This is a genomic window from Lacticaseibacillus thailandensis DSM 22698 = JCM 13996, assembly GCF_001312865.1.
Lineage (GTDB): Bacteria > Bacillota > Bacilli > Lactobacillales > Lactobacillaceae > Lacticaseibacillus > Lacticaseibacillus thailandensis.
The window spans coordinates 21,648-44,507 of the sequence record NZ_BBER01000004.1 but is presented as its reverse complement, the minus strand read 5'-3'; the positions used below and the strand labels follow the sequence as shown (position 1 = coordinate 44,507).

The 22,860-nt window shown below is 55.2% G+C and carries 11 protein-coding genes, 6 pseudogenes and 1 other annotated feature; of the genes and pseudogenes, 12 read left to right on the top strand and 5 right to left on the bottom strand.

Features of this window, described 5'->3' with window-relative positions; genetic code table 11:
- Window positions 1–24 precede the first annotated feature (24 nt).
- The gene (locus JCM13996_RS06675) at window positions 25–1,434 is read right to left on the bottom strand and encodes an AMP-binding protein (RefSeq protein WP_054750543.1); all 1,410 of its coding nucleotides are present in this window, start codon (window positions 1,432–1,434) and stop codon (window positions 25–27) included.
- Window positions 1,435–1,834: 400 nt separating this feature from the next.
- Here JCM13996_RS06675 and mutS point away from each other — a divergent pair.
- From mutS to glyA, 7 genes and pseudogenes are all read left to right on the top strand, one after another.
- Window positions 1,835–4,569: pseudogene (gene mutS / locus JCM13996_RS06670) on the top strand (DNA mismatch repair protein MutS).
- Window positions 4,570–4,650: 81 nt separating this feature from the next.
- Window positions 4,651–6,649 (top strand): annotated as a pseudogene (gene mutL / locus JCM13996_RS11220) (DNA mismatch repair endonuclease MutL).
- 320 nt (window positions 6,650–6,969) lie between these two features.
- Window positions 6,970–7,564, top strand: a pseudogene (gene ruvA / locus JCM13996_RS06660) (Holliday junction branch migration protein RuvA).
- Between the two features lie 21 nt (window positions 7,565–7,585).
- Window positions 7,586–8,602: a Holliday junction branch migration DNA helicase RuvB gene (gene ruvB / locus JCM13996_RS06655; protein WP_054750542.1), complete on the top strand. Its 1,017-nt coding sequence runs from the start codon at window positions 7,586–7,588 to the stop codon at window positions 8,600–8,602.
- Between the two features lie 90 nt (window positions 8,603–8,692).
- Window positions 8,693–9,103: a preprotein translocase subunit YajC gene (gene yajC / locus JCM13996_RS06650; RefSeq protein ID WP_225353515.1), complete on the top strand. Its 411-nt coding sequence runs from the start codon at window positions 8,693–8,695 to the stop codon at window positions 9,101–9,103.
- A gap of 216 nt (window positions 9,104–9,319) precedes the next feature.
- A complete protein-coding gene (locus JCM13996_RS06645; RefSeq protein WP_054750541.1) occupies window positions 9,320–10,687 on the top strand; it encodes an NAD-dependent succinate-semialdehyde dehydrogenase in 1,368 nt (455 codons plus the stop codon).
- A gap of 333 nt (window positions 10,688–11,020) precedes the next feature.
- Window positions 11,021–12,274 (top strand): serine hydroxymethyltransferase, encoded by a 1,254-nt coding sequence (gene glyA, locus JCM13996_RS06640; protein ID WP_054750540.1) that lies wholly within the window; start codon window positions 11,021–11,023, stop codon window positions 12,272–12,274.
- A 333-nt stretch (window positions 12,275–12,607) separates the two neighbouring features.
- Here glyA and JCM13996_RS06635 read toward each other — a convergent pair whose 3' ends face one another.
- The gene (locus tag JCM13996_RS06635; RefSeq protein ID WP_054750539.1) at window positions 12,608–13,111 is read right to left on the bottom strand and encodes a ComE operon protein 2; all 504 of its coding nucleotides are present in this window, start codon (window positions 13,109–13,111) and stop codon (window positions 12,608–12,610) included.
- Window positions 13,112–13,294: 183 nt separating this feature from the next.
- On the opposite strand from JCM13996_RS06635, the gene folD reads away from it, so the two are divergent.
- Entirely contained in the window at window positions 13,295–14,179 is an 885-nt protein-coding gene (folD, locus tag JCM13996_RS06630; protein WP_054750538.1) for a bifunctional methylenetetrahydrofolate dehydrogenase/methenyltetrahydrofolate cyclohydrolase FolD, read from the top strand.
- A gap of 99 nt (window positions 14,180–14,278) precedes the next feature.
- On the opposite strand, the pseudogene JCM13996_RS06625 reads toward folD, so the two are convergent.
- Window positions 14,279–15,564: pseudogene (locus JCM13996_RS06625) on the bottom strand (O-acetylhomoserine aminocarboxypropyltransferase/cysteine synthase family protein).
- Window positions 15,565–16,016: 452 nt separating this feature from the next.
- Window positions 16,017–17,132: a vitamin B12 independent methionine synthase gene (locus tag JCM13996_RS06620; RefSeq protein ID WP_054750537.1), complete on the bottom strand. Its 1,116-nt coding sequence runs from the start codon at window positions 17,130–17,132 to the stop codon at window positions 16,017–16,019.
- A gap of 78 nt (window positions 17,133–17,210) precedes the next feature.
- Window positions 17,211–17,464, bottom strand: a binding site (T-box leader).
- A gap of 361 nt (window positions 17,465–17,825) precedes the next feature.
- On the opposite strand from JCM13996_RS06620, the gene JCM13996_RS06615 reads away from it, so the two are divergent.
- The 4 genes and pseudogenes from JCM13996_RS06615 to JCM13996_RS06600 all read left to right on the top strand — a co-directional run bounded on the left by JCM13996_RS06615 (window position 17,826) and on the right by JCM13996_RS06600 (window position 21,949).
- Entirely contained in the window at window positions 17,826–18,494 is a 669-nt protein-coding gene (locus JCM13996_RS06615; RefSeq protein ID WP_054750536.1) for a metal-dependent transcriptional regulator, read from the top strand.
- A gap of 24 nt (window positions 18,495–18,518) precedes the next feature.
- Entirely contained in the window at window positions 18,519–19,997 is a 1,479-nt protein-coding gene (gene zwf, locus JCM13996_RS06610) for a glucose-6-phosphate dehydrogenase (protein ID WP_054750535.1), read from the top strand.
- Between the two features lie 171 nt (window positions 19,998–20,168).
- Window positions 20,169–20,868: pseudogene (locus JCM13996_RS06605) on the top strand (type 1 glutamine amidotransferase domain-containing protein).
- On the top strand, window positions 20,861–21,949 hold the full coding sequence (locus tag JCM13996_RS06600) for an NADH-dependent flavin oxidoreductase (protein ID WP_054750534.1): 1,089 nt from the start codon (window positions 20,861–20,863) through the stop codon (window positions 21,947–21,949). The pseudogene JCM13996_RS06605 and the gene JCM13996_RS06600 overlap by 8 nt, the downstream one beginning before the upstream one ends.
- Before the next feature lie 69 nt (window positions 21,950–22,018).
- Here the strand turns inward: JCM13996_RS06600 and JCM13996_RS12620 are convergent.
- A pseudogene (locus tag JCM13996_RS12620) lies at window positions 22,019–22,649 on the bottom strand (GntR family transcriptional regulator).
- Window positions 22,650–22,860 lie beyond the last annotated feature (211 nt).

Here is a 22,860-nt window from a genome sequence, read left to right as displayed (position 1 = left end):
ATTAAACACTCCTTACCGTGCGCGTTAGTGTGCAGTTGCCGCCATGAGGGCGCGCTTGACGCGGGTATGCTGAATCTTCCCGGTGGGTCCGGCGGCTAGTGAGTCCACGTACACGAAGCGGCTAGGCACCTTGAATTTTGATAGCCGGCTAGTGGCAAAGGTGCGCAATTGTTCGGTCGATGTATCCTCGCCAGTAAAGCCAGGATTGAGTACCACGGCGGCGGTGACCGCTTCACCGTAAATGTCGTCGGGCAAGCCGACAACTGCGACCTGGTTAACGGCTGGGTGTTGAGTGAGCACGTTCTCGATTTCTGCGGGGCTGATCTTATTGCCACCGTGGTTAATGAGTTCCTTTTTGCGGCCCACGATGAACAGATAACCTTCATCGTTGAGATAACCCACATCGCCCGTGTGGAACCAGCCGTGCCGGAAGTCCGCCTGGTACTTGGGGTCAAGGTAACTGGTAATAACATGGTCGCCATGGAGGGCAATCTCGCCGGTGACCCCGGCTGGCTGCGGCGCATCGTTGTCGTCCAGAATCACCAAATCAGTGTCCGTGGGGCGCCCCACCGAGCCCACTTGCGGGTGAGCCAGCGGGTTGACCGTAATCTGGCTGGCCGCCTCCGTCATCCCGTAACCCTGAATAATTGGGACGTGGAAGTAATCCTCAAAGTCCTGCTGGATGTGCGGCAATAATGGCGCACTGGCCGACCGGATGAACCGGAGAGTCGGTACGGCTGGCTGTTGTGCCGGTCGTGTTTTGAGAAGGATGGCGATGATTGCCGGGGCGCCTGATAACCACGTAATGCGTTCATCTTGCACCCAACGCCAGAAGCGGTGGGCACTAAACTTTTGCGCGACGACCAGCTTACCGCCGGAAATCGTCGTCGCCAACACGGAGATGACCTGAGCGTTGATGTGAAATAGTGGTAACACCACGAGTGTGCGGTCCAGCGCTGTCAGTTGCTGGGAGGTGGCGACGTCCTGAGCGGCGGCAAAGAGCTGGCCGTGTGTTAATACGACCGCTTTGGGATCGCCCGTCGTGCCACTGGTATACATGAGCACACCCACGGGGCTCGGATTATGTTGAGCAAAGTCGTGCAGCAGGGTGTTAGTAGGCACCGGTTGGTGACTGATGGCCAATACCGGCGTTGCGGCGGTGCTGTCATCGATGCTAGTACTGAGTTGCACGTGCGCACGCGTCGCTAACTCGGCGCTATTTTCAGCGTGATCTGGTCCCAGGATGAGCGCGCCATAGTGGTGGCGTCCGATTAAAGTGGCGAGTTCCGGGAGTGGCATGGTCGGGTTGACCGTGTAGGCCACTGCGTGTAGCGCTAGGGTTGCATATAGCGCGATGATGTTGTTGGCACCATTGGGCAAACTGATGAGGACGATGTCACCCGCATGGACGCCGGCGTGTTGAAGTGCTGCCACGAGGCGTCACGTTGGCTGCGCACGTCGGTCCCGGTTAGCCAAGTGTTGGTGGCCAGATCCTTGATCATATGGTTGTGGGCGTGGTTGGTTAGTTGTTGTTCGATAGTTTTAGTGAGTTGGGTCATAGAGACCTCCCCGTTTGAAAATGATTAATCTTTACTGCTACATTTTTCATTATATGGTTAAAATGGCTTCAATACAGATATTATGCTGGTGAAATGTGTCAAAAGTATGAAACTCACGCAAAAAAAACTTATGCGGACCGGCAGTGATGTCTTGAATGAAGACGGTAGGCCCACTTGCTAAACAGCCCCCATGACGACGGGCTACGTAGCTTTGTTTTCAGCTAGTGGTCTGCTAAAATTGGGGTGATTGGAAGTTGGAACGGAGAGTCAAAATTATGTCGAAAACAACCACTACTACCCCGATGATGCAGCAATACCTCGCAATTAAGGCGCAGTATCCTGACGCCTTTTTGTTTTACCGCATCGGGGATTTTTATGAAATGTTCTATGATGATGCCATCAAGGGCTCGCAGATTTTGGAACTGACCCTGACGGCTCGTAATAAGAGTGCCGATAACCCTATTCCTATGTGTGGGGTGCCCCACCACGCGGTGGAAAATTACCTCAACGTGATGATTGACCACGGGTACAAAGTTGCCATTTGTGAGCAAATGGAGGACCCGAAAAAAAGCCGTGGGCATGGTCAAGCGTGAAGTAATCCAGTTGGTGACGCCCGGCACAACCATGAACGTGACACCCGGCGCAGCGAAGCAAAATAACTATCTGACCGCCGTCTTACCGGTGGACGATGGATTTGGCTTTGCGTATACCGACCTGTCAACTGGTGAGATGAAGGTGACGCACCTAAATAGTTTGGCGGACGTCACCAACGAGTTGGACGCGTTGAGTAGCCTCGAAGTTGTCGTGCCCGGGCAACTCGATGATGACGTGGCGGACAAGCTCAAGGTGAATGACCGCATTTTGTCGCAGCAAGCCATCAGTGACCAGCCGAGTGCGGAGGTCAGCTTTGTGATCCAGGACCTGCAGGATCAAACTGAAGCCCGCGTCGTCAGCATGTTAATGCAGTACCTGCTCAACACGCAAAAGCGCAGTCTGGCCCACATTCAGCGTGCAGTCCCGTACACACCCTCGGCCTTCCTGGAGATGGATAGTGATGCTCGGCGCAACCTGGACATTCTCAGTAACAGCCGGACCGGCAAAAAGGCGGATAGTTTGCTTTGGCTACTGGATAAAACCAAGACGGCCATGGGTGGACGGATGTTGCGGAACTGGTTAGAGCGGCCGTTGCTTGATTACCGTGCCATTACGCACCGGCAGCAACAGGTGCAAGCCTTCCTGGACCACTTCTTTGAGCGCACCGAACTGGCTGACAACCTCAACCAGGTGTACGACCTCGAGCGACTAGCCGGGCGCGTGGCGTTCGGCAACGTGAACGGGCGCGACTTGCAGCAATTGGCCACTAGTCTGGACCAGCTCCCCGCCATTTTGGATACCTTGGACCGCATCGGTGATGACAGCTTGGACGACTACCGGCATCTCGATACGGTGGGGGATGTGGCCGACTTGATCCACGCTAGTATCGTGGATGAGCCACCGATTTCCGTGAAGGACGGGGGCATCATCAAGGATGGTTACAACGCCCAGCTGGATGCCTACCGGGCGACGCTGAAAAACAGCAAGCAGTGGCTAGCTGAGTACGAGACCCAGGAACGCGCAGCGACGGGGATCCACAACCTCAAGGTCCGGTACACGACCGTCTTTGGCTACTTCATTGAGGTGACCAAGTCGAACTTAGACAAAGTGCCAACGGACCGTTACGACCGGAAACAGACGCTGACGAACGCGGAACGTTTCACCACGCCCGAACTGAAGGCCAAGGAGGATACCATCCTTGAGGCGGAAAGCAATTCCACCTCACTGGAGTACGATGTCTTCACGCAGATTCGCGAACAAATTAAGGACAACATCACGCGGCTTCAGGCGCTGGCTGCCAAAGTTGCTGGTCTGGACGTGTTGCAAAGTTACGCTCAGGTGGCCGAGGACCAACACTTTGTGCGTCCGACGATGACCGCTCTGGGCCATGACATCGATATCGTGAACGGCCGGCACCCAGTGGTAGAAAAGGTGATGGGCGCCACGGAGTACATTCCCAACAACGTCAACATGGATGCCAACACGGACATGCTGCTGATTACCGGGCCGAACATGTCGGGGAAGAGTACCTACATGCGGCAACTGGCCCTGATTGTGATCATGCGCAAGCCGGGGGCTTCGTGCCGGCCGACCGTGCCACTTTGCCGGTCTTTGACAAAATCTTCACCCGCATCGGGGCTGCAGATGACTTGGCCAACGGTCAAAGTACCTTCATGGTCGAAATGTTGGAGCTAACGCGGCGTTGAGCCACGCGACGAGTCGCAGCCTGATTCTCTTTGATGAAATTGGGCGTGGTACCGCCACCTATGATGGGATGGCATTGGCACAGGCGATTATCGAGTATCTGCACGACCACGTGCACGCCAAGACGCTGTTCTCTACGCACTATCATGAACTCACGGCGTTGGCGGATCACCTGGACCGGTTGCGCAACGTACACGTTGGGGCCACGTTGGACCACGGGAACCTAGTGTTCCTGCACAAAATGATGGCGGGTCCGGCTGACAAGTCTTACGGAATCCACGTTGCCAAGCTGGCTGGTTTGCCAGATGAGTTGTTACGGCGCGCTGACCAGGTGTTGCGGCACTTGGAAGAACAGGGTGGCACGCTTGATGTGTCGGACGCGCCTAGTCGGACCGCCGTGGCCGCGAACAGTTCGTCGGCCGGCACACCGGTGGCAGCAGCCCCGGCTAGTGCGGCGGAATCAGCCCCCGCTACGGCGGAGACTGCTGCGGACAAACCGCATGCTGACAGCGATGACGGTACCTCGACCGATACCGGCGCGCAGCCAGCCGATGAGCAGCTGGAACTGTTTGCGCCCACGACGGCCGTCCCGGAATTAAGTACCGTGGACCACAAAGTATTGCAGCAACTCAAGCAGTTTGATTTGTTGCAAGCTACGCCCATGGCCGCGATGAATTTGTTGTATCAACTTAAACAAGAACTCAAGCATTAGTTAACATTGCTTGCGTTGTTAGTGCCGTAACGTCCTAGTGCGTTGGCACATATCGTCTTTGTCAGTATGGGGGTGACCACGATGAGTCAAATTCATGAATTACCAGAGGCACTGGCCAACCAGATTGCCGCCGGGGAAGTGGTCGAACGTCCCGCTTCGGTCATTAAGGAATTAGTGGAAAACAGCATTGATGCTGGTGCTAGCCAAATCGACATTCGGGTGGCCGATGCCGGATTGCGGCTCATGGAGGTTGCGGACAACGGGGCCGGCATCGAGCCTGACGATGTACCCGCCGCGTTCAAGCGTCACGCTACCAGTAAGATTGCGACCACGCGGGACCTGTTTGCGATTCATTCGCTGGGTTTTCGCGGTGAGGCTTTAGCCAGTATCGCTGCGGTTGCGGACGTGACCATCGAAACGGCGACGAGTGAGGCGTCGGCACCACCGCTCACCTCACTGGTGGCCAAATTGTGGATGCCCACCAGCAGGCCTTCCGGCAGGGTACGACCATCGCGGTGCACAACCTCTTTTACAACACTCCGGCCCGCCTGAAGTACGTAAAATCCCAGGCAACCGAGTTGAGTCACATTACCGATATTGTGAACCGGTTAGCGCTCGGGCACCCCGATATTGCCATGACGTTGCGCAGTGGCGATAAGCTTTTATTGCGCACGGCTGGTAATGGTGATTTGCAACAGACCATCGCGGGTATTTATGGGGTGGCGACTGCCAAGGCGATGCTGGCGTTCAGCGGTGAAGACCTGGACTTTAAGGTGTCCGGCTACGTGAGTTTACCGGACACGACCCGGGCCACGCGGACGCACATGACGTTACTATTAAACGGTCGCTACTTTAAGAACTTTAATTTAGCCAAGGCTGTAATTGCCGGGTATGGCTCCAAGCTAATGGTGGGCCGGTATCCGTTGGCAGTGGTGAACATTACCATTGATCCGCAGTTGGTAGACGTGAACGTGCACCCCACCAAGCAGGAACTGCGCATTAGTAAGGAGCCGGCGCTAGCAAGTTGATCGAACAAACGATTTATGCGCGGATGGCCGACCAAAACCTGATTCCGGATGCGTTGCACAACTTACCACACCGGCGGGGATCCCAAGGGGAGCAACAAGCGCTCAACTTTGAAGGTGCGCCGCGTGTGCACGAGACGGTCACTCCGATTGAAGCGACTGACCGGTCTGTGCGCCAAGCAATGCAGGCAGGAACCTCATCGGCTGCGGCACCGGACCCGGCAGCAGCGCCAACACCAGATGCGGCCAGTGCCAATGATTACGGGTTGGACATTGAGGAGCTTCCTCAGGACAGCATCATGAAGCATCCCGAACGACTGGCGGCGTGGGATCAACGGTACGCCCACATTGCGCCTGACGAGATGGCGGCGGTTGATCAGGAAGATGCGTTGGCGGTAGCGGGCACCGCCGCCCCGGCTGCGGCTGCGGATCAACCACAGGAGCGGTTTCCCCACTTGCATTACCTGGCGCAGATGCACGGCACGTTTATTTTGGCCGAGACGCCGGACGGTTTTTACCTGGTGGACCAGCACGCCGCCCAGGAACGGGTCAACTACGAGAAGTACCGCGTGGAAATTGGCCAGGTGGATCAGGGACAGCAGAATTTGTTGGTACCCATCGTGCTGGACTATCCAGCTAGCGATGCCGCGTTGATTCGTGACCGGATGGACGTCCTGCACAGTGTTGGCGTTAATCTGGAGGACTTTGGTCAAAACAGCTTTGTGGTGCACAGTCACCCGACGTGGTTTGCGGCTGGTCAGGAAGAGGACACGCTACGTGAAATGATCGATTGGGTGCTGCGCGACGGTCACCTGACTGTCGCCAAATTCCGCGAGGCGGCGGCCATCATGATGAGTTGCAAGCGTGCCATTAAGGCCAACCACCATTTGGACGCCCAGCAGGGGCAGGCGTTGCTCGACAAACTGGAACAGGCGGAAAACCCGTTTAATTGTCCGCACGGCCGGCCAGTGGTGGTCGAGTTCTCGAACAAAGACCTAAACCGGATGTTCAAGCGAATTCAGGACAGCCACGAAAGTAATCCGGTTGATTTATAACGCAGAGGCCCGGGCAAACCGCCCGGGCCTTGCTTATACAGCTGGTGGTTTGGTCACGGTCAGTTGAGAGTGCACATCCGTGGGCTGCAAAGCGCGCAACCACGGGGAAAGGTACGTAGCACTGGTTATGTGGGTTCCCATCTGCAGGAGCTAGACCGTCCATGCAAACCAGCCTGGCAAGCAATGGTGTTGGCAACACCCTGCACCAACCAAGTCGACCGGTAACTAAACGGCTCAGGGCGGGAGACCAAGCGGGGTGGATATGCTATAATCGAAGCCGAACACTTGTGCGTACGGCACAACTAAAGGAGTAGTCCGATATGTATGAATTTTTGCGCGGCACCATTGTGGCCGTGACCCCGGCGTACATCGTGGTTGATGTCGGTGGCGTGGGTTACCACGTCCTGATGGGGAACCCATTCACATTTAATGAAGGACAAACGGCCACCGTTTACGTGCAACAGATCATTCGCGATAACGACCAAACGCTGTATGGCTTTGCTAGTCAGCGGGACAAGCAACTGTTCAACCAGTTGTTGTCCGTCACCGGTATTGGGCAAGAGTGCCCTGGCCATTCAAGCCAATGCGCATGGGGATGCCCTGGCCAGCGCCATCGCTAATAATGATGTGGCGTTCCTGACTAAGTTTCCGGGGGTCGGCAAGAAGACCGCGTCCCAAATTGTCTTGGATCTGCAAGGCAAAGTGGCCGCCCCGGTTAATGGTGGCCAGCCTGCACTGGACTTGACTGCCAGTGCTGATGACGATTTGAGCCCGGCACTGCGCGATGCTCTGGCTGCTTTAACCGCGTTGGGTTATACGGATGCTCAGGTTAAGAAGGTGCGTCGTGTACTAGTTGACATGCCCGATAGTTCGACGCAAGCGTACTTACAAGCAGGATTAAAAGCCTTACTATAATCACGTCAAGGAGGTGTGTTCATGCCAGATGAAAGTGATCGGTTACTTGACCAGGATGCTACCGCGGAGGACGCGGACAGCGAATTGTCGCTGCGTCCCCAGACCTTAGCCCAATACATTGGGCAACGGCAAGTCAAGCAACAGCTAGAAGTTTACATTCAGGCTGCCAAAATGCGTGAAGAGTCCTTGGACCACGTGCTGTTGTATGGGCCGCCTGGGTTAGGTAAAACTACCCTGGCCCTCGTAATTGCCAACGAGTTGGGGGTGCATGTGCGGACCACCAGCGGACCGGCGATTGAAAAGCCTGGTGATTTAGCCGCCCTCCTGAACGAGTTGGAAGCGGGGGACGTGCTTTTTATCGACGAAATTCACCGCCTGCCCAAAGTGGTGGAGGAAATGTTGTACTCCGCCATGGAGGATTTCTTCATTGATATCGTGGTGGGCCAAGGCGCCGATGTGCACCCGATTCACTTCCCATTGCCACCATTCACGCTGATTGGAGCGACGACGCGGGCCGGGGCACTCTCGGCCCCGCTGCGGGACCGCTTCGGTATCACCGCACACATGGCCTATTACAATACGGACGAATTGAGCCAAATCGTCCGGCGGTCTGCGCAAATCTTCCAGCTACGAATTGCCGCAGATGGGGTTCACGAAATTGCCTTGCGGTCGCGGGGCACCCCCCGGATCGCGAACCGCTTGCTGAAGCGTATCCGCGACTTTGCTGACGTCGCCGGCGTGCAGGAGGTGGGCGCAGACTTGGTCGATGAGGCCCTGACGGCGCTACAGGTTGATCGGAAAGGGCTGGATGCTACCGACCGGAAAATCTTGCGGTTAATGGTCGAGCAGTATCACGGTGGCCCGGTGGGGTTGAATACCATTGCGGCCAATATCGGTGAGGAAAGTACGACCATCGAGGAAGTATACGAACCATACCTATTGCAGGTCGGATTTATTCAGCGCACACCTAAGGGGCGGACGGTCACGCGTGCTGGGTATGCGCACCTGGGGGTTCCGTATCCCAATAATCAAGGATGACACGGGCCGCGGTTTGTAGTACGCTCGGTTTCAAAAGTGGACGTGATTTGGTATAGTGGTATTAACAAATAAAAATGAGGTGTATGGCCAGTGATTTTTGGTGCAAGTACGGGCATGGGTCCCGTAACGATTATTTTAATTATCCTGATGGTAGTGCTGATGTACTTTTCCATGGTACGTGGGCCCAAGAAGCAGCAGCAACAGCGTCAGCAGATGTTCAACGGCCTGAAGAAGGGCGACAGCGTTGTGACGGTTGGTGGTCTGTACGGTGTGATTGATTCTATGGACCAAGAACACGGCCAGATCGTGCTGGATTGCAACGGCGTATACTTGACCTTTGCTACTCAGGCCATTTCGCGGGTCGAGAAGCACGCGGATGCAGCTAAAGCAACTACGCCAGCTGGTGCTGACAGTGCAGCTGCGGACACCGCTGATGCAGCGGTTAGCGACGCGGCCGACAGCAGTGCCGCCGCTAGCGAAACGAACGACGAAGCTAAATAAAGTAGATTAATATATACTATTTAAACAGGGGTGCCGGTTGTTAAGCCGGCACCCCTGTTTTGCTCCAGACACAATGTTTAGGGTTAGTGTGCATCCATAATTAAAACAATATGAGCGGATGCACGTTGATTGAAATTTTTTTTGTGCATGCGCTTGCAGTTGGGTTACAATGACAATGTGCACTAACAAAAAAAATTAGCAAAGGGGATTTAATTTATGGCCTATCAAACAATTAATCCGTACACGAACAAGTTGGTTCGCACCTATCCGAATGCCAGTGACGCTGATTTGGAAGCAGCACTGACGGCGGGTTACGCCCGGTACCAACAATTTCGGAATGAAGCTCCGGCCACACGGTCGGCCGCTTTGCACCAGGTTGCGACCCTGATGCGTCAAGAAAAGCACGAGTTAGCCAAAGTGTTGACGATCGATATGGGTAAGTTGATTGGTGAGGCGGAAGCTGAAGTAGCCCTTTGCGCTGACATTGCCGATTACTTTGCTGATCATGGTGCGGACATGCTGGCAGATACACCGCTGACTACGAATGCAGGCGCGGCCTACTACGCCAAGCAAGCCGTAGGGGTACTGGTCATGGTGGAGCCATGGAACTTCCCGTACTACCAGTTGATGCGTGTCTTTGCCCCGAACTTCATGGTCGGTAACACCATGATTTTGAAGCACTCTTCCATCACGCCCGGAAGTGCGGAGGCGTTTGTCGACGTTCTCAAGCGTGCTGGCGTGCCCGATGGTAGCTTCACCAACCTGTTTATTAACTACGATCAGGTTGGCAAAGCCATTGCCGATCCACGGGTTGCTGGTGTGGCGCTGACAGGTTCTGAGCGTGGCGGTGCGAGCGTGGCGCAGGAAGCGGGTGCTCACCTGAAAAAGTCGACCCTGGAACTGGGCGGTAATGATGCCTTCATCATTTTACCTGACGCTGACTGGGATGTGGTCAAGCAAGCCGCACCGCAGGCCCGCCTGATGAATGCCGGCCAGATTTGCACGGCGTCCAAGCGGTTCATCGTGGTGGGTGACCGTTATGATGACTTTGTGGACTTCATGACGCAAGCATTTGCCAAGGTGCAGCCGGGCGATCCGTTGGACCCTGCTACCACGTTAGCACCGCTGTCTTCTGCTAAGGCCAAGGCTAAGTTGCAGGAGCAAGTGGACAGCGCCGTTGCTGGTGGTGCGCACGTAGCGTACGGCAACACGCCAATCGACAGCGAGGGTGCTTTCTTCCAGCCTACGGTCTTGACGGACATTGATCACGACAACCCAACGTTCAACCAGGAACTGTTCGGGCCAGTGGCTTCAATCTACCACGTGGACACTGAAGAAGAAGCCATCGCGTTGGCTAACGACTCCAGCTATGGTCTGGGGAGTTCGGTCTTCAGTCAGGACGCTGAGCGGGCTGACCGGGTCGCACGGCAGCTCGAAGCCGGGATGACCTTCATCAACCGGGCATGGTTGTCACTGCCGGAACTGCCATTTGGTGGTGTGAAGAACTCCGGTTACGGTCGTGAACTGTACCAGCTGGGCCTCAACGCCTTTGTCAACGAGCACCTGGTTTTGGCACAGCAGTAGTAACCGTTTGGTCAAGAAATCTGATTTTGTGAGCCAGTCAATTGACGTGATGACGTTCAGCGCTAGTTGCGTGTGTTGAAACGGGCGCCTGACGTCAAAATAGGGACCAGTAACGATTTCCGTTATGGAATTGTTACTGGTCCTTGTTTGTCTCTCAAGGAGGTAGCCATTACGATATAAGTCCAGCACATTTTTTTGCACGTGGTACCTGCAAGTGGGTGTGCCTGACGGTGCCGATCAATGTACGTAGTTTTTTTTCGTGGTGCGCATGCTATGATAATGGCACCGATAGTTTGTTGTCATAACGTCGTCGAGATGAGGAGGACACCGCTCATGACTCACAGTTACGAACAGGCCGACCCAGCGGTTTGGCAAGCAATTCATCAGGAAGAGGCTCGGCAGCAGCACAACATCGAGCTGATTGCGTCAGAAAACATCGTTAGTCCAGGCGTGCGTGCAGCGCAAGGTAGCGTGCTGACCAATAAGTATTCGGAGGGCTATCCGGGGCACCGTTACTACGGTGGTAACGAGTATATCGACGTGACGGAGCAGCTGGCCATTGACCGGGCCAAAGCTTTATTTGGCGCCGAGGCAGCCAACGTGCAACCGCACTCGGGTTCGCAAGCCAACATGGCAGCGTACCGGGCGCTACTGAAAGATGGCGACACGGTGCTGGCCATGGACTTGGCCGCCGGTGGGCACCTGTCTCATGGTGCGCCCATCAGTTTTTCGGGGCAGGAGTACCACTTCGAACACTATGGCGTGGATGCGCACGGCTGGTTGGATTACGACGCTATCAGTGCCGAGGCTCAAGCAGTGCGGCCACGCCTGATTGTGGCTGGTGCCTCTGCGTACAGCCGCATCATCGACTTTGCCCGTTTCCGCGCGATTGCTGACAGCGTCGGGGCGTTACTGATGGTGGATATGGCGCACATTGCGGGTCTCGTCGCTGGTGGGGTGCACCCGAATCCGGTACCGTACGCTGACGTGGTGACCACAACGACGCACAAGACCTTGCGGGGCCCACGTGGTGGCCTCATTTTGTGCAAACAGCAGTACCTCAAGGCCATCAACAAAGCGTTGTTTCCTGGTATTCAGGGTGGGCCACTGGACCACGTAATCGCGGCCAAAGCCGTGGCGTTGGGTGAAGCCCAGCAGCCCGCCTTCAAGGAGTACGCCCAGCAGGTAGTGCGTAACATGCAGGCCATGAATCGGGGCCTAGTGGCGGGTGATTCCCAACTGCAACTAGTCTCGGGTGGTAGTGACAATCACCTGGTACTGGTAGACGTCCGCCCGTACGGGCTGACCGGACGTGAGGTCCAGAACTTGCTCGACGGGGCCATGATCACGACCAACAGTAACCAGTTGCCTGACGAAACCAACGGGCCGTTTAAGACCAGCGGGATTCGTTTGGGTACGGCGGCTATCACCACGCGCGGTTTTACTGAGGACGAGTGTTACCAGGTGGGGCAACTAATCGTGCAGGCAATCGCTGGTCGCGATGACCCGCGGGTACTCGCTACGGTCAAGCGGACGGTGCGCGCGTTAACGGATGCCCACCCGGTGGATAGTACGATCGTAGAGTAATTTGACGGTAATTAATGGCGTACTTACTGGTAGTAGGTGCGCCATTTGCATGGGTGTGGTGATGGTACCAAAAATCCCCCGGTTGGCGTGGCCAATCCGAGGGGGTAGGTAACTTGCGGAAAAATCAGTGTGGTTGTAATTGTTCGGCTAGTGCCATCAGGGTGACGCTAGTTGCCGCCCGCAATCATAACTTGGGCACGGTAGAACGTCATTAAGGCTCAGTCCGCACCAACTTCGCTAGTAGTACACGTCTCTGCGAGTGCGTACCAACTGCCAGACACCGCTGATGATAAGTACCCCACCGCTTAATACGGTGCACATTTTGGCCGTAGCTTAAGCAGTTGCGTTTCCAGAATCTGTGGTACCAATGTATTCGGCAAAATTGGCCCGCTCCAAGTCTTCGGGACTCAGTTTGACCTGACGGACGATGGTGTGCATGCGTTTGAGTAGTTGCATAGCGTACTCGTCGTTGTGGTAATTGCGTTCGTAGACAATTTCCTTGATGCCGGCCTGTAACAGCATCTTGGTGCACTGCAGGCACGGGAAATCGGTGACGTAGACCGTGGCGCCGTCAGTGGACACGCCGAATTTGGCACACTGCAAAATGGCGTTCATTTCGGCATGAATGGTGCGAACGCAGTGACCATCAACTAGGTAGCAACCTTTGTCCGTACAGTGATCATCGCCGGCCACGGAGCCGTTGTAGCCGCCAGCAATGATACGCTTGTCGCGCACCAACGTGGCCCCCACCGACAGACGGTTACAGGTACTCCGTGACGCGAGTAACACTGCCTGAATCATAAAGTAGTGGTCCCAATCGAGTCGTTCTTTAGCCATGGTTGCCTCCCAGTGTGATTGTGAATTTTATCTTGGCTCTATGGTATCACCAAACAATGTGGGTGATACGTGCAAATTTGGGCCGGCGAAGTAATAATGCGATTAAAGTACTGGCGGCTGGCTAGCGGGTGGTTCTGGCCATACGGTATACTAATAGAAGCAATTAATTAAGGGGTGTCGATCATGACGAAAATATTAGCAGCTAAACCGGTGACCGCAGCGTTGGTGACGGAGATGCAGACGCAGGCAGCCAGTTTGACTAACCAATTAGGGCGCAAGCCCAAGTTGGTGGTCGTGGCCGCGGGTGATGATCCCGCCAGTGCCATCTACATTCGCAATAAGCAGCGCCGGGCCAACACGGTCGGCATTGACGCCGTGACGGAACACCTCCCAGTGACGGCTCGGACCGCGGACGTGCTCGCGGTAGTGCGGCGGTTGAACGCGGACCCCACGGTTGACGGTATGATCGTCCAGTTGCCGTTACCGTCCGGTGTGGATACAGAAGCCATTCGTAACGCGGTTGACCCCGAGAAAGATGTGGACGGGTTTACCGACGTTAACTTGGGGCGCTTGTGGAGCACGCCTAAGGACCGGCCCATCACCACTTTACGTCCGTGCACGCCACGGGGCATCATGAAGTTACTGGCCTTCTACAACGTGTCGGTGGCGGGCAAACGCGCCGTCATTTTAGGGCGTAGCAACATCGTGGGTAAGCCCATGGCGGCGCTGTTATTGCACGCCAACGCGACGGTGACGATTGCCCATTCGCGGACGACCAACGTGCAGGCAATTTTGGGTGATGCGGACATCATCGTGGCCGCAACCGGTTCAGCCGGACTGGTCACGGATGCCGACGTCAAACCAGGGGCCGTGATTATTGATGTGGGGATGAACCGCGTGGCAACTAGTGACGGACAAACCAAACTGGTTGGGGATGTCGACTTTGATAGTGTGCAGCACCTTGCCAGCGCAATCACCCCGGTACCGGGTGGGGTGGGGCCCATGACGGTCAACATGTTGATTTACCAAACGCTAGAAGCCGCGCAACGCCGGGCAGACCGTCAGTAATATAATTATCATCGGCAAAACAACGCGCCACCATCCGTACCTCAAGGTACGAGTGGTGGCGCGTTGTTTCATGGCTGATGTTTTTGGGTTGGTGTAATTCTAGTCCACGGCGTCGAGGGCTTGGCTCAAATCGGCGATGAGGTCGTCGACGTTTTCAATCCCGACGGAGATCCGAATCAGGTCCGGCGTAATGCCGGCGGTGGCCAACTGTTCGTCGTTTAGCTGGGCGTGCGTGGTGGACTTGGGGTGGATAATCAGTGATTTAGCGTCACCAACGTTAGCCAGCAGGCTGAACAACTCAACGTGGTTGATCAACTGGACGGCACCCTGCTCACCGGCTTTGAGGCCAAAAGTGAAGATGGAACCCGTCCCACGGGGGAAGTACTTCGTTGCCAAGGCCTTGTAGGTGAATCATCGGTTTCTGGATATGAGACCCACGCCACCTTGGGGTGTTGCTGCAAGAACGCGACTACTTTGCGGGCGTTGGCGACGTGCCGTTCGATGCGCAGGGATAACGTTTCTAGCCCCTGGAGTAAGTACCAAGCAGATTGCGGTGCCAGGGTGGCCCCGGTGTCCCGTAGGTGTTCAGCCCGAATCTTGGTCGTGAACGCACTGCCTTTGAGATCGGCCCAAACCAGGCCGTCGTAAGCTGCGGCTGGGGTGGTAAACCCAGGATACCGGCCGGAAGCCGCGTAGTCGAAGTCGCCCTTTTCCACGACCAGACCACCCAAGGTTGCCCCGTGGCCCCCGATAAACTTGGTGGCGGAGTGCACAACCACGTCCACACCGTAGTCAAACGGGCGGATCAGGTATGGGGTGGCAAAGGTGGAGTCGACGATGGTCAGAATACCGTGCTCGTGAGCAATCTTAACGACGGCTGCGAAGTCAACGATGTTAATGGCTGGATTGCCAAGGGATTCAAAGAAGATGACTTTGGTGTTGTCCTGAATGGCATCGGCAAAGTTCTGGGGGTCATCCGGATCCACAAAGGTGGTCTCAATGCCCAGATGTTTTAGGGTACCGCTAAAGAGCTCGTAGGTACCGCCATAGATGGTGCTGGCACTGACGATGTGGTCCCCGGCCCCCGCCACGTTCAAGACGGCAGCGGTGATAGCCGCCGCGCCAGAAGCCAGGGAGATGGCGCTCGTGCCGCTCTCGAGTGCTGCAATGCGCGCTTCTAGTGCCGCGTTGGTGGGGTTAGTGAGGCGGCCGTAAATGTTGCCGGGTTCACGGAGGCCAAAGCGGTCTGCCGCCTCTTTAGCGTCTTTGAATACAAAGGCCGCCGTTTGGTAAATGGGCGTCACGCGGGCTCCGGTAGCCGGATCAGGTTCTTCCTGACCGGCGTGTAGTTGTAACGTTTCAAAGTGGTAGTTATGGTTGGTCATAGCGCAACTTCCTTTCAAGGGTACTTGTTGGTATGCAGAACGGCGCGAATTACTGCAGTTAATCCGCACCCAGATGTCTGGTTTAGTGGTTGCCGCATGGTCAGCCTACGTTTGTGGCCGTAACTGAACACGGGGTGGGGCCCAGACGTCAAAAAAAGTCGCCCCGGGATACGGACAACCATCATGGTTGTCGGCATCCCGGGACGACTTTAATCGTGTTACCACCCGTTTTCTGATTAGTATCACTACTAACCACTCATCCGGTACGCGGCGCAAAGCCGCAGACCGTGACGCGATAACGGGCGTTCCCGGGTCGGGCTGGCCATAGCTCACCCAACATTGTTACGGTAGACCATCTTCGGTACCTTGACGTGACCGGCTCGCAGCTACCCCGGCTCTCTGTGCACGACAATGGCACTTACTCATCTACTTCAACATCAATATGCGTATTGTTATTTACCCCAAACATCCTCGGCGATGCTGTGAATCAGCTTCAGCTTGGCCCATTCATCGTCGGGGGTCAGCACGTTACCTTCCTCGGTGGAAGAGAAACCACACTGGGTGGACAGCGCCAGGTTTGCTAGTGGCACGAGTTGCGCCGCCTGGTTAATGCGGCGCTTCACGTCTTCTGGGTTCTCCAGTTTAGGAAACTTGCTGGTGACCAGACCCAGAACGATTTCGACATTGCGCCGTCCGTTCCAGATTTGGGCAAGTGGCGCAAAGTCGCCGTCGCGTTCGCTGTCGTATTCAAGGAAGAAAGCATCATACGGTAACTGGGCCAGGTAGGGTGCGACCGGGGCGTAGCTACCTTCAAACAGGTAGGTGGACTTGAAGTTGCCCCGGCAAATATGGGTGGACACCTTCAGGTCGTCAGGCAGGTCATCCAGCAACTTCGTGATGACGTACACTGCGTCTTCGGCTAACTGCGCGTAGTGGGTGAACTCAGTGGGGTCGTCCTGGGCCGCGTTCAGGCGGGCAATCAGGAAGGCCCAGGTGGTGTCATCGAGCTGGATGTACCGGGCACCCCGTTGGTAGAATTGTAGTAAAGTTTCGTGGTAAGCCTTAGCGAGGTCGTCGAGGAACTGGCCCCAGGTCGCGTAAAACTTGTGCCAGTTATCACTGCGGTTGTCGCGGAACCACATCGTTGGTGACGGAATGGTTACTTTGGGTTCGACACCGGCTGGGAGGGTGGACTTGAGGAAGTCAAAGTCCGCGTAGAACGGGTGGTTCGGGTTAGCAGCAATGGGCCCGGCAAGGCGTACGTTGTCGGTACGCGTCTTACTGCCCTTAAATTTATAGGATTCGTTGTAGTCGTACTTTTCGGCACCGTTGAGGTTCCAGAGGAAGTCCAGGTGCCACCATGAGCGGTTGAATTCACCATCGGTAATGCCGTGCAGGCCTGCGGCAACTTCGTGCTTAACGAGGTCCTCAATGGCATCGTGTTTGATGTCAGTGAGCTGTTGTTCCGAAATTTTGCCCGCCGCAAAGTCGGCGTGGGCCTGCTTAAGGGTCGCTGGACGCAAGTAACTGCCAACCTGATCGAACTTATAGTGTAATTTTGTACTCATGGTGAAATTCCTCCCTGGTATTATGATTAACGGTCAATAGTGGGGGTAAACAAAAAGGTCGCCCCAGAATCCATTGGATTCCGGGACGACCTGGTCGTGTTACCACCCGTGTTCTGAGTCGTGTCACCACGGCCCACTTAGTAAGTACGGTATCCGCCATAGGAATACGATACTCGCGTGCGTTAACGGGCACGAAACCGGGGCTGGTTTGTATATGCTCGCCAGCCGGCAGACTCCAGGACCATCTTCACCGGCGTACCGCGACCAACTCGCACCAACCATTGGCTCTCTGCACGCGACGTACCGGTTACTCATCCCTTCAACGTCTATCAATTGGCATTATCATACGGCCGGTTTTGGCGAATGTCAAGAATGATTTGAAAATTGATGGGTGAGGGTGCGAAAGTGCTGCGGTGTGGTCGTCTCCGCAGTCCTACACGCTCGTCAGACGGATTTTGCCCACAACACTCCGCAGCTGCGGCGTCATTACTAATGCCAACGTGCTTGCCTGTCAGCGCTGATTTCTACATTGCCCTTAACAAATCAGCGTATCAACCAGACAAATCATTGTTGGTATGGAAGCTAAGGTACTTGCTACAGCACACGGTGTGAAAAAAATACTGACTAGCCGTGTTTTTTTTCTTACAATTCGTGCATAATAAAAATATGGACAAAAATGGAGATAGACGGGGCATGACGCCGAACAAAGAAGATTATTTGAAGATCATCCTGGAACTAGGTGGCGATCAGCACAAAGTGGCCAACAAGCAGGTCGGCGCCGCTATTGGCGTTGCGGCTGCTTCCGTGACGGAGATGGTGGATAAACTTGAAGCTGACCACTTAGTGACCCATACGCCGTATCATGGCATTCAATTGACTGCCAGTGGTACACTAGCAGCGGCCAAATTGGTGCGCAATCACCGCCTGTGGGAAGTTTTCCTGATGACCCAGTTATTGTATCCTTATGACGCGCTCCATGGTGAAGCAGAGCTATTGGAACACGCCACCACTGATGACATGGCTAACCGGCTGGACTACTTTTTGAAGCGTCCCAAGACCTGTCCTCACGGCGGGGTAATTCCCGATGCGAACGGGCATTTCCGGCACCAGAGCACCACGCCGCTGGCATCCTTACAACCAGGTGGCAAAGCGACAATTGAGCGGGTGATGGATGAAGCCAAGTTGCTCGATTTTCTCAGCGTGATTGATATTAAGCTGGGCGACGAAGTGCTCGCGGTGGATAATAGTAATGGTGCCATTACCATGTGGGTATCCCGTACCGGTAAGGTCGTCATGGTGAAGGCTGAGTTTGCCCAGGGCATCTTTATTACTAGCCCAGAGATTATTGCAGCTAACAGGTAATTCGATTAGAGAAAGGCATGCATAATGACTCAAGAACAAGCAAGTGTTATTACAATTTTTGGTGGCTCAGGGGATTTGGCGCGGCGCAAGTTGTATCCGGCACTGTTCCAGCTGTACCGTCACGGAATTTTGCGTGACCACTTTGCCGTCATTGGCACTGCGCGGCGGCCGTGGAGTAATGAATATTACCGCGACATCATTGCGACCAGCCTCGAGGGTGAGGCCGGAGCGGTCTCGGATGCGGTGCACGCCTTTGCTAGTCATTTCTACTACCAGAGTCACGATGTTACCGACGCCGACCACTACGTCACGCTACGTAAACTGTCGTCCGAGTTGGACGACCGGTATCAAGTTGGGGGTAACCGCCTATTTTACATGGCCATGGCACCGCGGTTCTTTGGTATTATTGCCAGTCACATTCGCTCCGAGCACCTGTTGTCCGCTAACGGGTATAACCGGCTGGTGATCGAGAAACCGTTTGGTCGCGATTTTGCCAGCGCCAAGGAATTGAACGATTCAATCAACGCGGCGTTTGATGAAGACCAAATTTACCGCATTGACCACTACTTAGGCAAAGAAATGGTGCAATCGCTCATGGCGGTGCGCTTTGCGAACCCGATGTTCAAAGCCGTTTGGAACCACGACTACATCGACAACGTGCAAATTACGTTGGCGGAAGCTGTCGGGGTCGAAGAACGCGCTGGGTACTACGAAACAGCCGGGGCGTTGCGTGACATGGTGCAAAACCACATCATGCAGCTCATTGCCTACGTGGCAATGCCGGAACCAGAGTCGTTGACGCCGAACGCGGTTCACCAAGCTAAGCGCAGTATTTTGGAATCGCTCAAACCCTTGACCCCAGAGGATGCGGCGGAGAACTTTGTTCGTGGGCAGTACGTAGGTGATACTCCAGACCAGCCTGATTACGTTCAGGAAGAAGGTGTGGCAGCCGATTCCAAAACCGAAACGTTTGTGGCGGGGCGGATCGAGTTGACTGACTCGGCGTGGACCGGGGTGCCGTTCTACGTCCGTACTGGCAAGCACATGACCCGCAAGTCCACGCAGATTACGGTGAACTTCAAGCCCACTAAGCAGAACATTTTTGCGCCCGTGGGCTGTAATGAGCTGGCGGCCAACTCCTTGACCATCTTTGTGGAACCCGAGGAGGGCTACCGTTTGGTAATCAACGGCAAGCAATTGGGCCAGGACTTTCACATTGGCCAGTTTCCACTAAACTTCCGGCACGATGCGAACGCCATTGCCAATGCGCCCGAAGCCTATGAGCACCTGTTGCAGGATGCGCTGGCGGGTAACCAGACTAACTTCACCCGGTGGCACGAACTGAAGGCGACCTGGCAGTACGTTGATAAGATTCGGCAGGCATGGGATGCCAGTGATGTCATGCCTACGTACAAGTCGGGTTCGATGGGTCCGGATGCCGCGGCTGCCCTGCTGGCCAAGTATGGTGACCACTGGAGTTGGGACGGTTCGGCCAACGACTAGCTAATATTGAGTAGAATGAGTCAAGGTGTACCGGCAGTTGTCGGTGCACCTTTTTGCATACTGGCAGTGCGCGACAGCCAGCCGGTAGCGTGTTATTCACTTGACATACTTTTAGTAAGTATGCATACTGAAATATGTATTAACAATTAGTATAAGAAGGGGACCTGAATAATGACTAAGGCGTTAATTGTGGTGACCAATACCGCACGCTTTGCTGGTATGAACCGTGCTACGGGTGTGTGGCTTAGTGAAGCGACGCATTTTCATGAGGTGATGGCTAATCATGGCATCGCGGTGGATTACGTTAGCCCAACCGGTGGATATGTGCCGTTGGATCCGGGATCATTAGCGCCCGATGCTATGGATGCCACCAACTGGCGGTTCTATGGCGATGCTCAGTACCGTGAGCGGCGGTTGGCGCACTCATTGCGTCCCGATCAGGTTAATGCCGATGATTACGACATTATCTACTATGCCGGTGGCCACGGGGTGATGTGGGATTTTCCTGACAGCACGGCGGTAGCGGCAATTGCGCAATCAATCTATCAACGGGGTGGCTTGGTCACTGCCGTTTGTCACGGAGTGGTTGGCTTACTGGCCATGCAGGATGCCGAGGGGCAACCATTCATCGCCGGTCGCCACGTTACCGGCTTTACGAACGAAGAGGAAAAAAATCAACCAGTTAACTGACGCCGTACCGTTTTTAGCTGAGGACGCCCTGAAGAGGGCCGGTGCCAACTACAGCAAGGCGGCTGCATATACGGAGAACGTGGTGGTTGATGGGCGCCTGATCACGGGCCAAAATCCGCAGTCCGCTCGTGGTGTGGGTAAAGCAACAATTCAGGTGTTACAGGAGGCAAACAATGACTAAGTTTGACGAGCAACTAAAGTTTAAGTCTGGGGTGACCCTGCGCAACCGTATCGTAATGTCACCGATGACCACGCAACAGAGTTTTTATAACGGGACCGTCACGCGTGACGAGATTCAATATTACGCTAACCGTGCTAGTGGCCTGGGCGCGGTTATTACTGGTGCAGCCAACGTCCAGGATGGCGGCAAGGGCTGGCCGGGGGAGTTGTCAATTGCCCATGATGACATGATTCCAGAATTGGGTGCCCTGGCGCGGGCCATTCAGGCCAAAGGTGCGAAGGCCTTCGTCCAGATCTTCCACGCCGGGCGGATGACCAACCGGGCGACCTTGTCCGGGGAACAGACCGTGTCCGCTAGCGCCGTCGCGGCGCCACGTCCCGGGGCGGAGACGCCACGGGCAATGACTGTTGACGAAATTCACGCCACCGTTGTTGCCTTCGGTGAGGCCACCCGGCGAGCCATCCAGGCCGGCTTTGATGGGGTTGAACTACACGGTGCGAATACGTACTTGATCCAGCAATTCTTCTCCCAGCACTCTAACCGACGGACGGACGATTACGGTGGTGATCGACAGCGGCGATACCGGTTCATTCGTGAGTTGCTCGACAGTGTCTTTGCGGCGGTCGATAAGTACGCTGACCGGCCGTTCCTGGTCGGCTACCGGGTATCGCCAGAAGAATTTGAAACTCCCGGTATCCGCTTTGACGATACGTTGTGGCTATTGGCCCAGCTCCGTGAGACCCGGCTTGATTATATCCACCTGTCACAAAACGACTATAATCGGGTCGCGCGGGCAGATGACTACCAAGATCAGTCAATTTTGGCATACGTCCACGAAGCATTGCAGGGCAAACTCCCACTCATTGGGGTTGGTGGTGTCCGCACACGACAGGACGTGACGAACGTGCTCCAGAATGCGGAAGTTGTCGCGGTGGGTCAGCAGTTGCTTTTTGACCCAACATGGGCGGTTAAATTGGCTCAGGATGCGGACGACGCAATGCTGTCAGTACCATTCAAAGAAGCGGTGAAATTCGTACCGCTAAATAAACCACTGCACGACTTTGTAGCGGCACGTTACTAACAAGCAATGTGGATGCACGTATAATAAAAAAAGGGCCGCTTCCTTCGTGGAAGCGGCCTTTTTGGGTCTTCAGGAACGATTAATGTTAAAGGTAAAGTAGTTGTTGTCCCCACGGTACTGTGCGATGGAATATTCTAATGTGTGGCCGTCGCTAACCTGACCCCGGGTGTGGAAATAAAACGTCGGGGCACCGGGTGCCACCTGTAACAGGGCGGCAGTTTCGTTATCGGCGGCTACCACCTCCAGTTTACGGTTAACGCTAGTAATGGCTAGGTGGCGGCGCTCTAGCTCAGCGTATAGGGATTGGTGGGCAAAGTCGACCTGATCTAGTCCGGGCAATGGTGCTACGCAGGTAGGTCGTCACTAGGACGACGGGTTCATCATCGGCAAAGCGTAGCCGCACCAGTTGGTAAACCGTGGTGCCGGCATCCAGGTGGAGAGCTTGCTGAATCTCTTCCGTGGCAGGTTCCTGACAAAATGAGAGCACGTCGGTCCGGCCACAACGGCCGTTAGCGGCGATTTCTTGATTGTAACTTTGGATGACGTGGGTAAATTGTTGTGCAATTTTGCTTTGCCGTACCAGCGTACCCCGGCGTTGCCTGCGCTCCAGCAGACCTTGGTTGACGAGCAACTGGATGGCTTGGCGCATGGTGGGGCGACTAACGCCGAAACTGGCAGCGAGGTCAACTTCCTTGGGGATAATTGTCCCTCCGGGTAGGTACCTTCCTCGATGCGGGTGCGCAGGGTTTGAGCAATTAATTGGTATTTTGGCTGTGTCATCAACGCACCTCCTCGGTCATCAGTGTAGCACAGTGGCTAGTGGGCGATGAGGAAGTGATGTGCATTTGGGGGCTAGTCCGTGCCTGTGGCTTATGTGAACTATGGCGCAGCATCTCCTTCTGCCGGAGCCC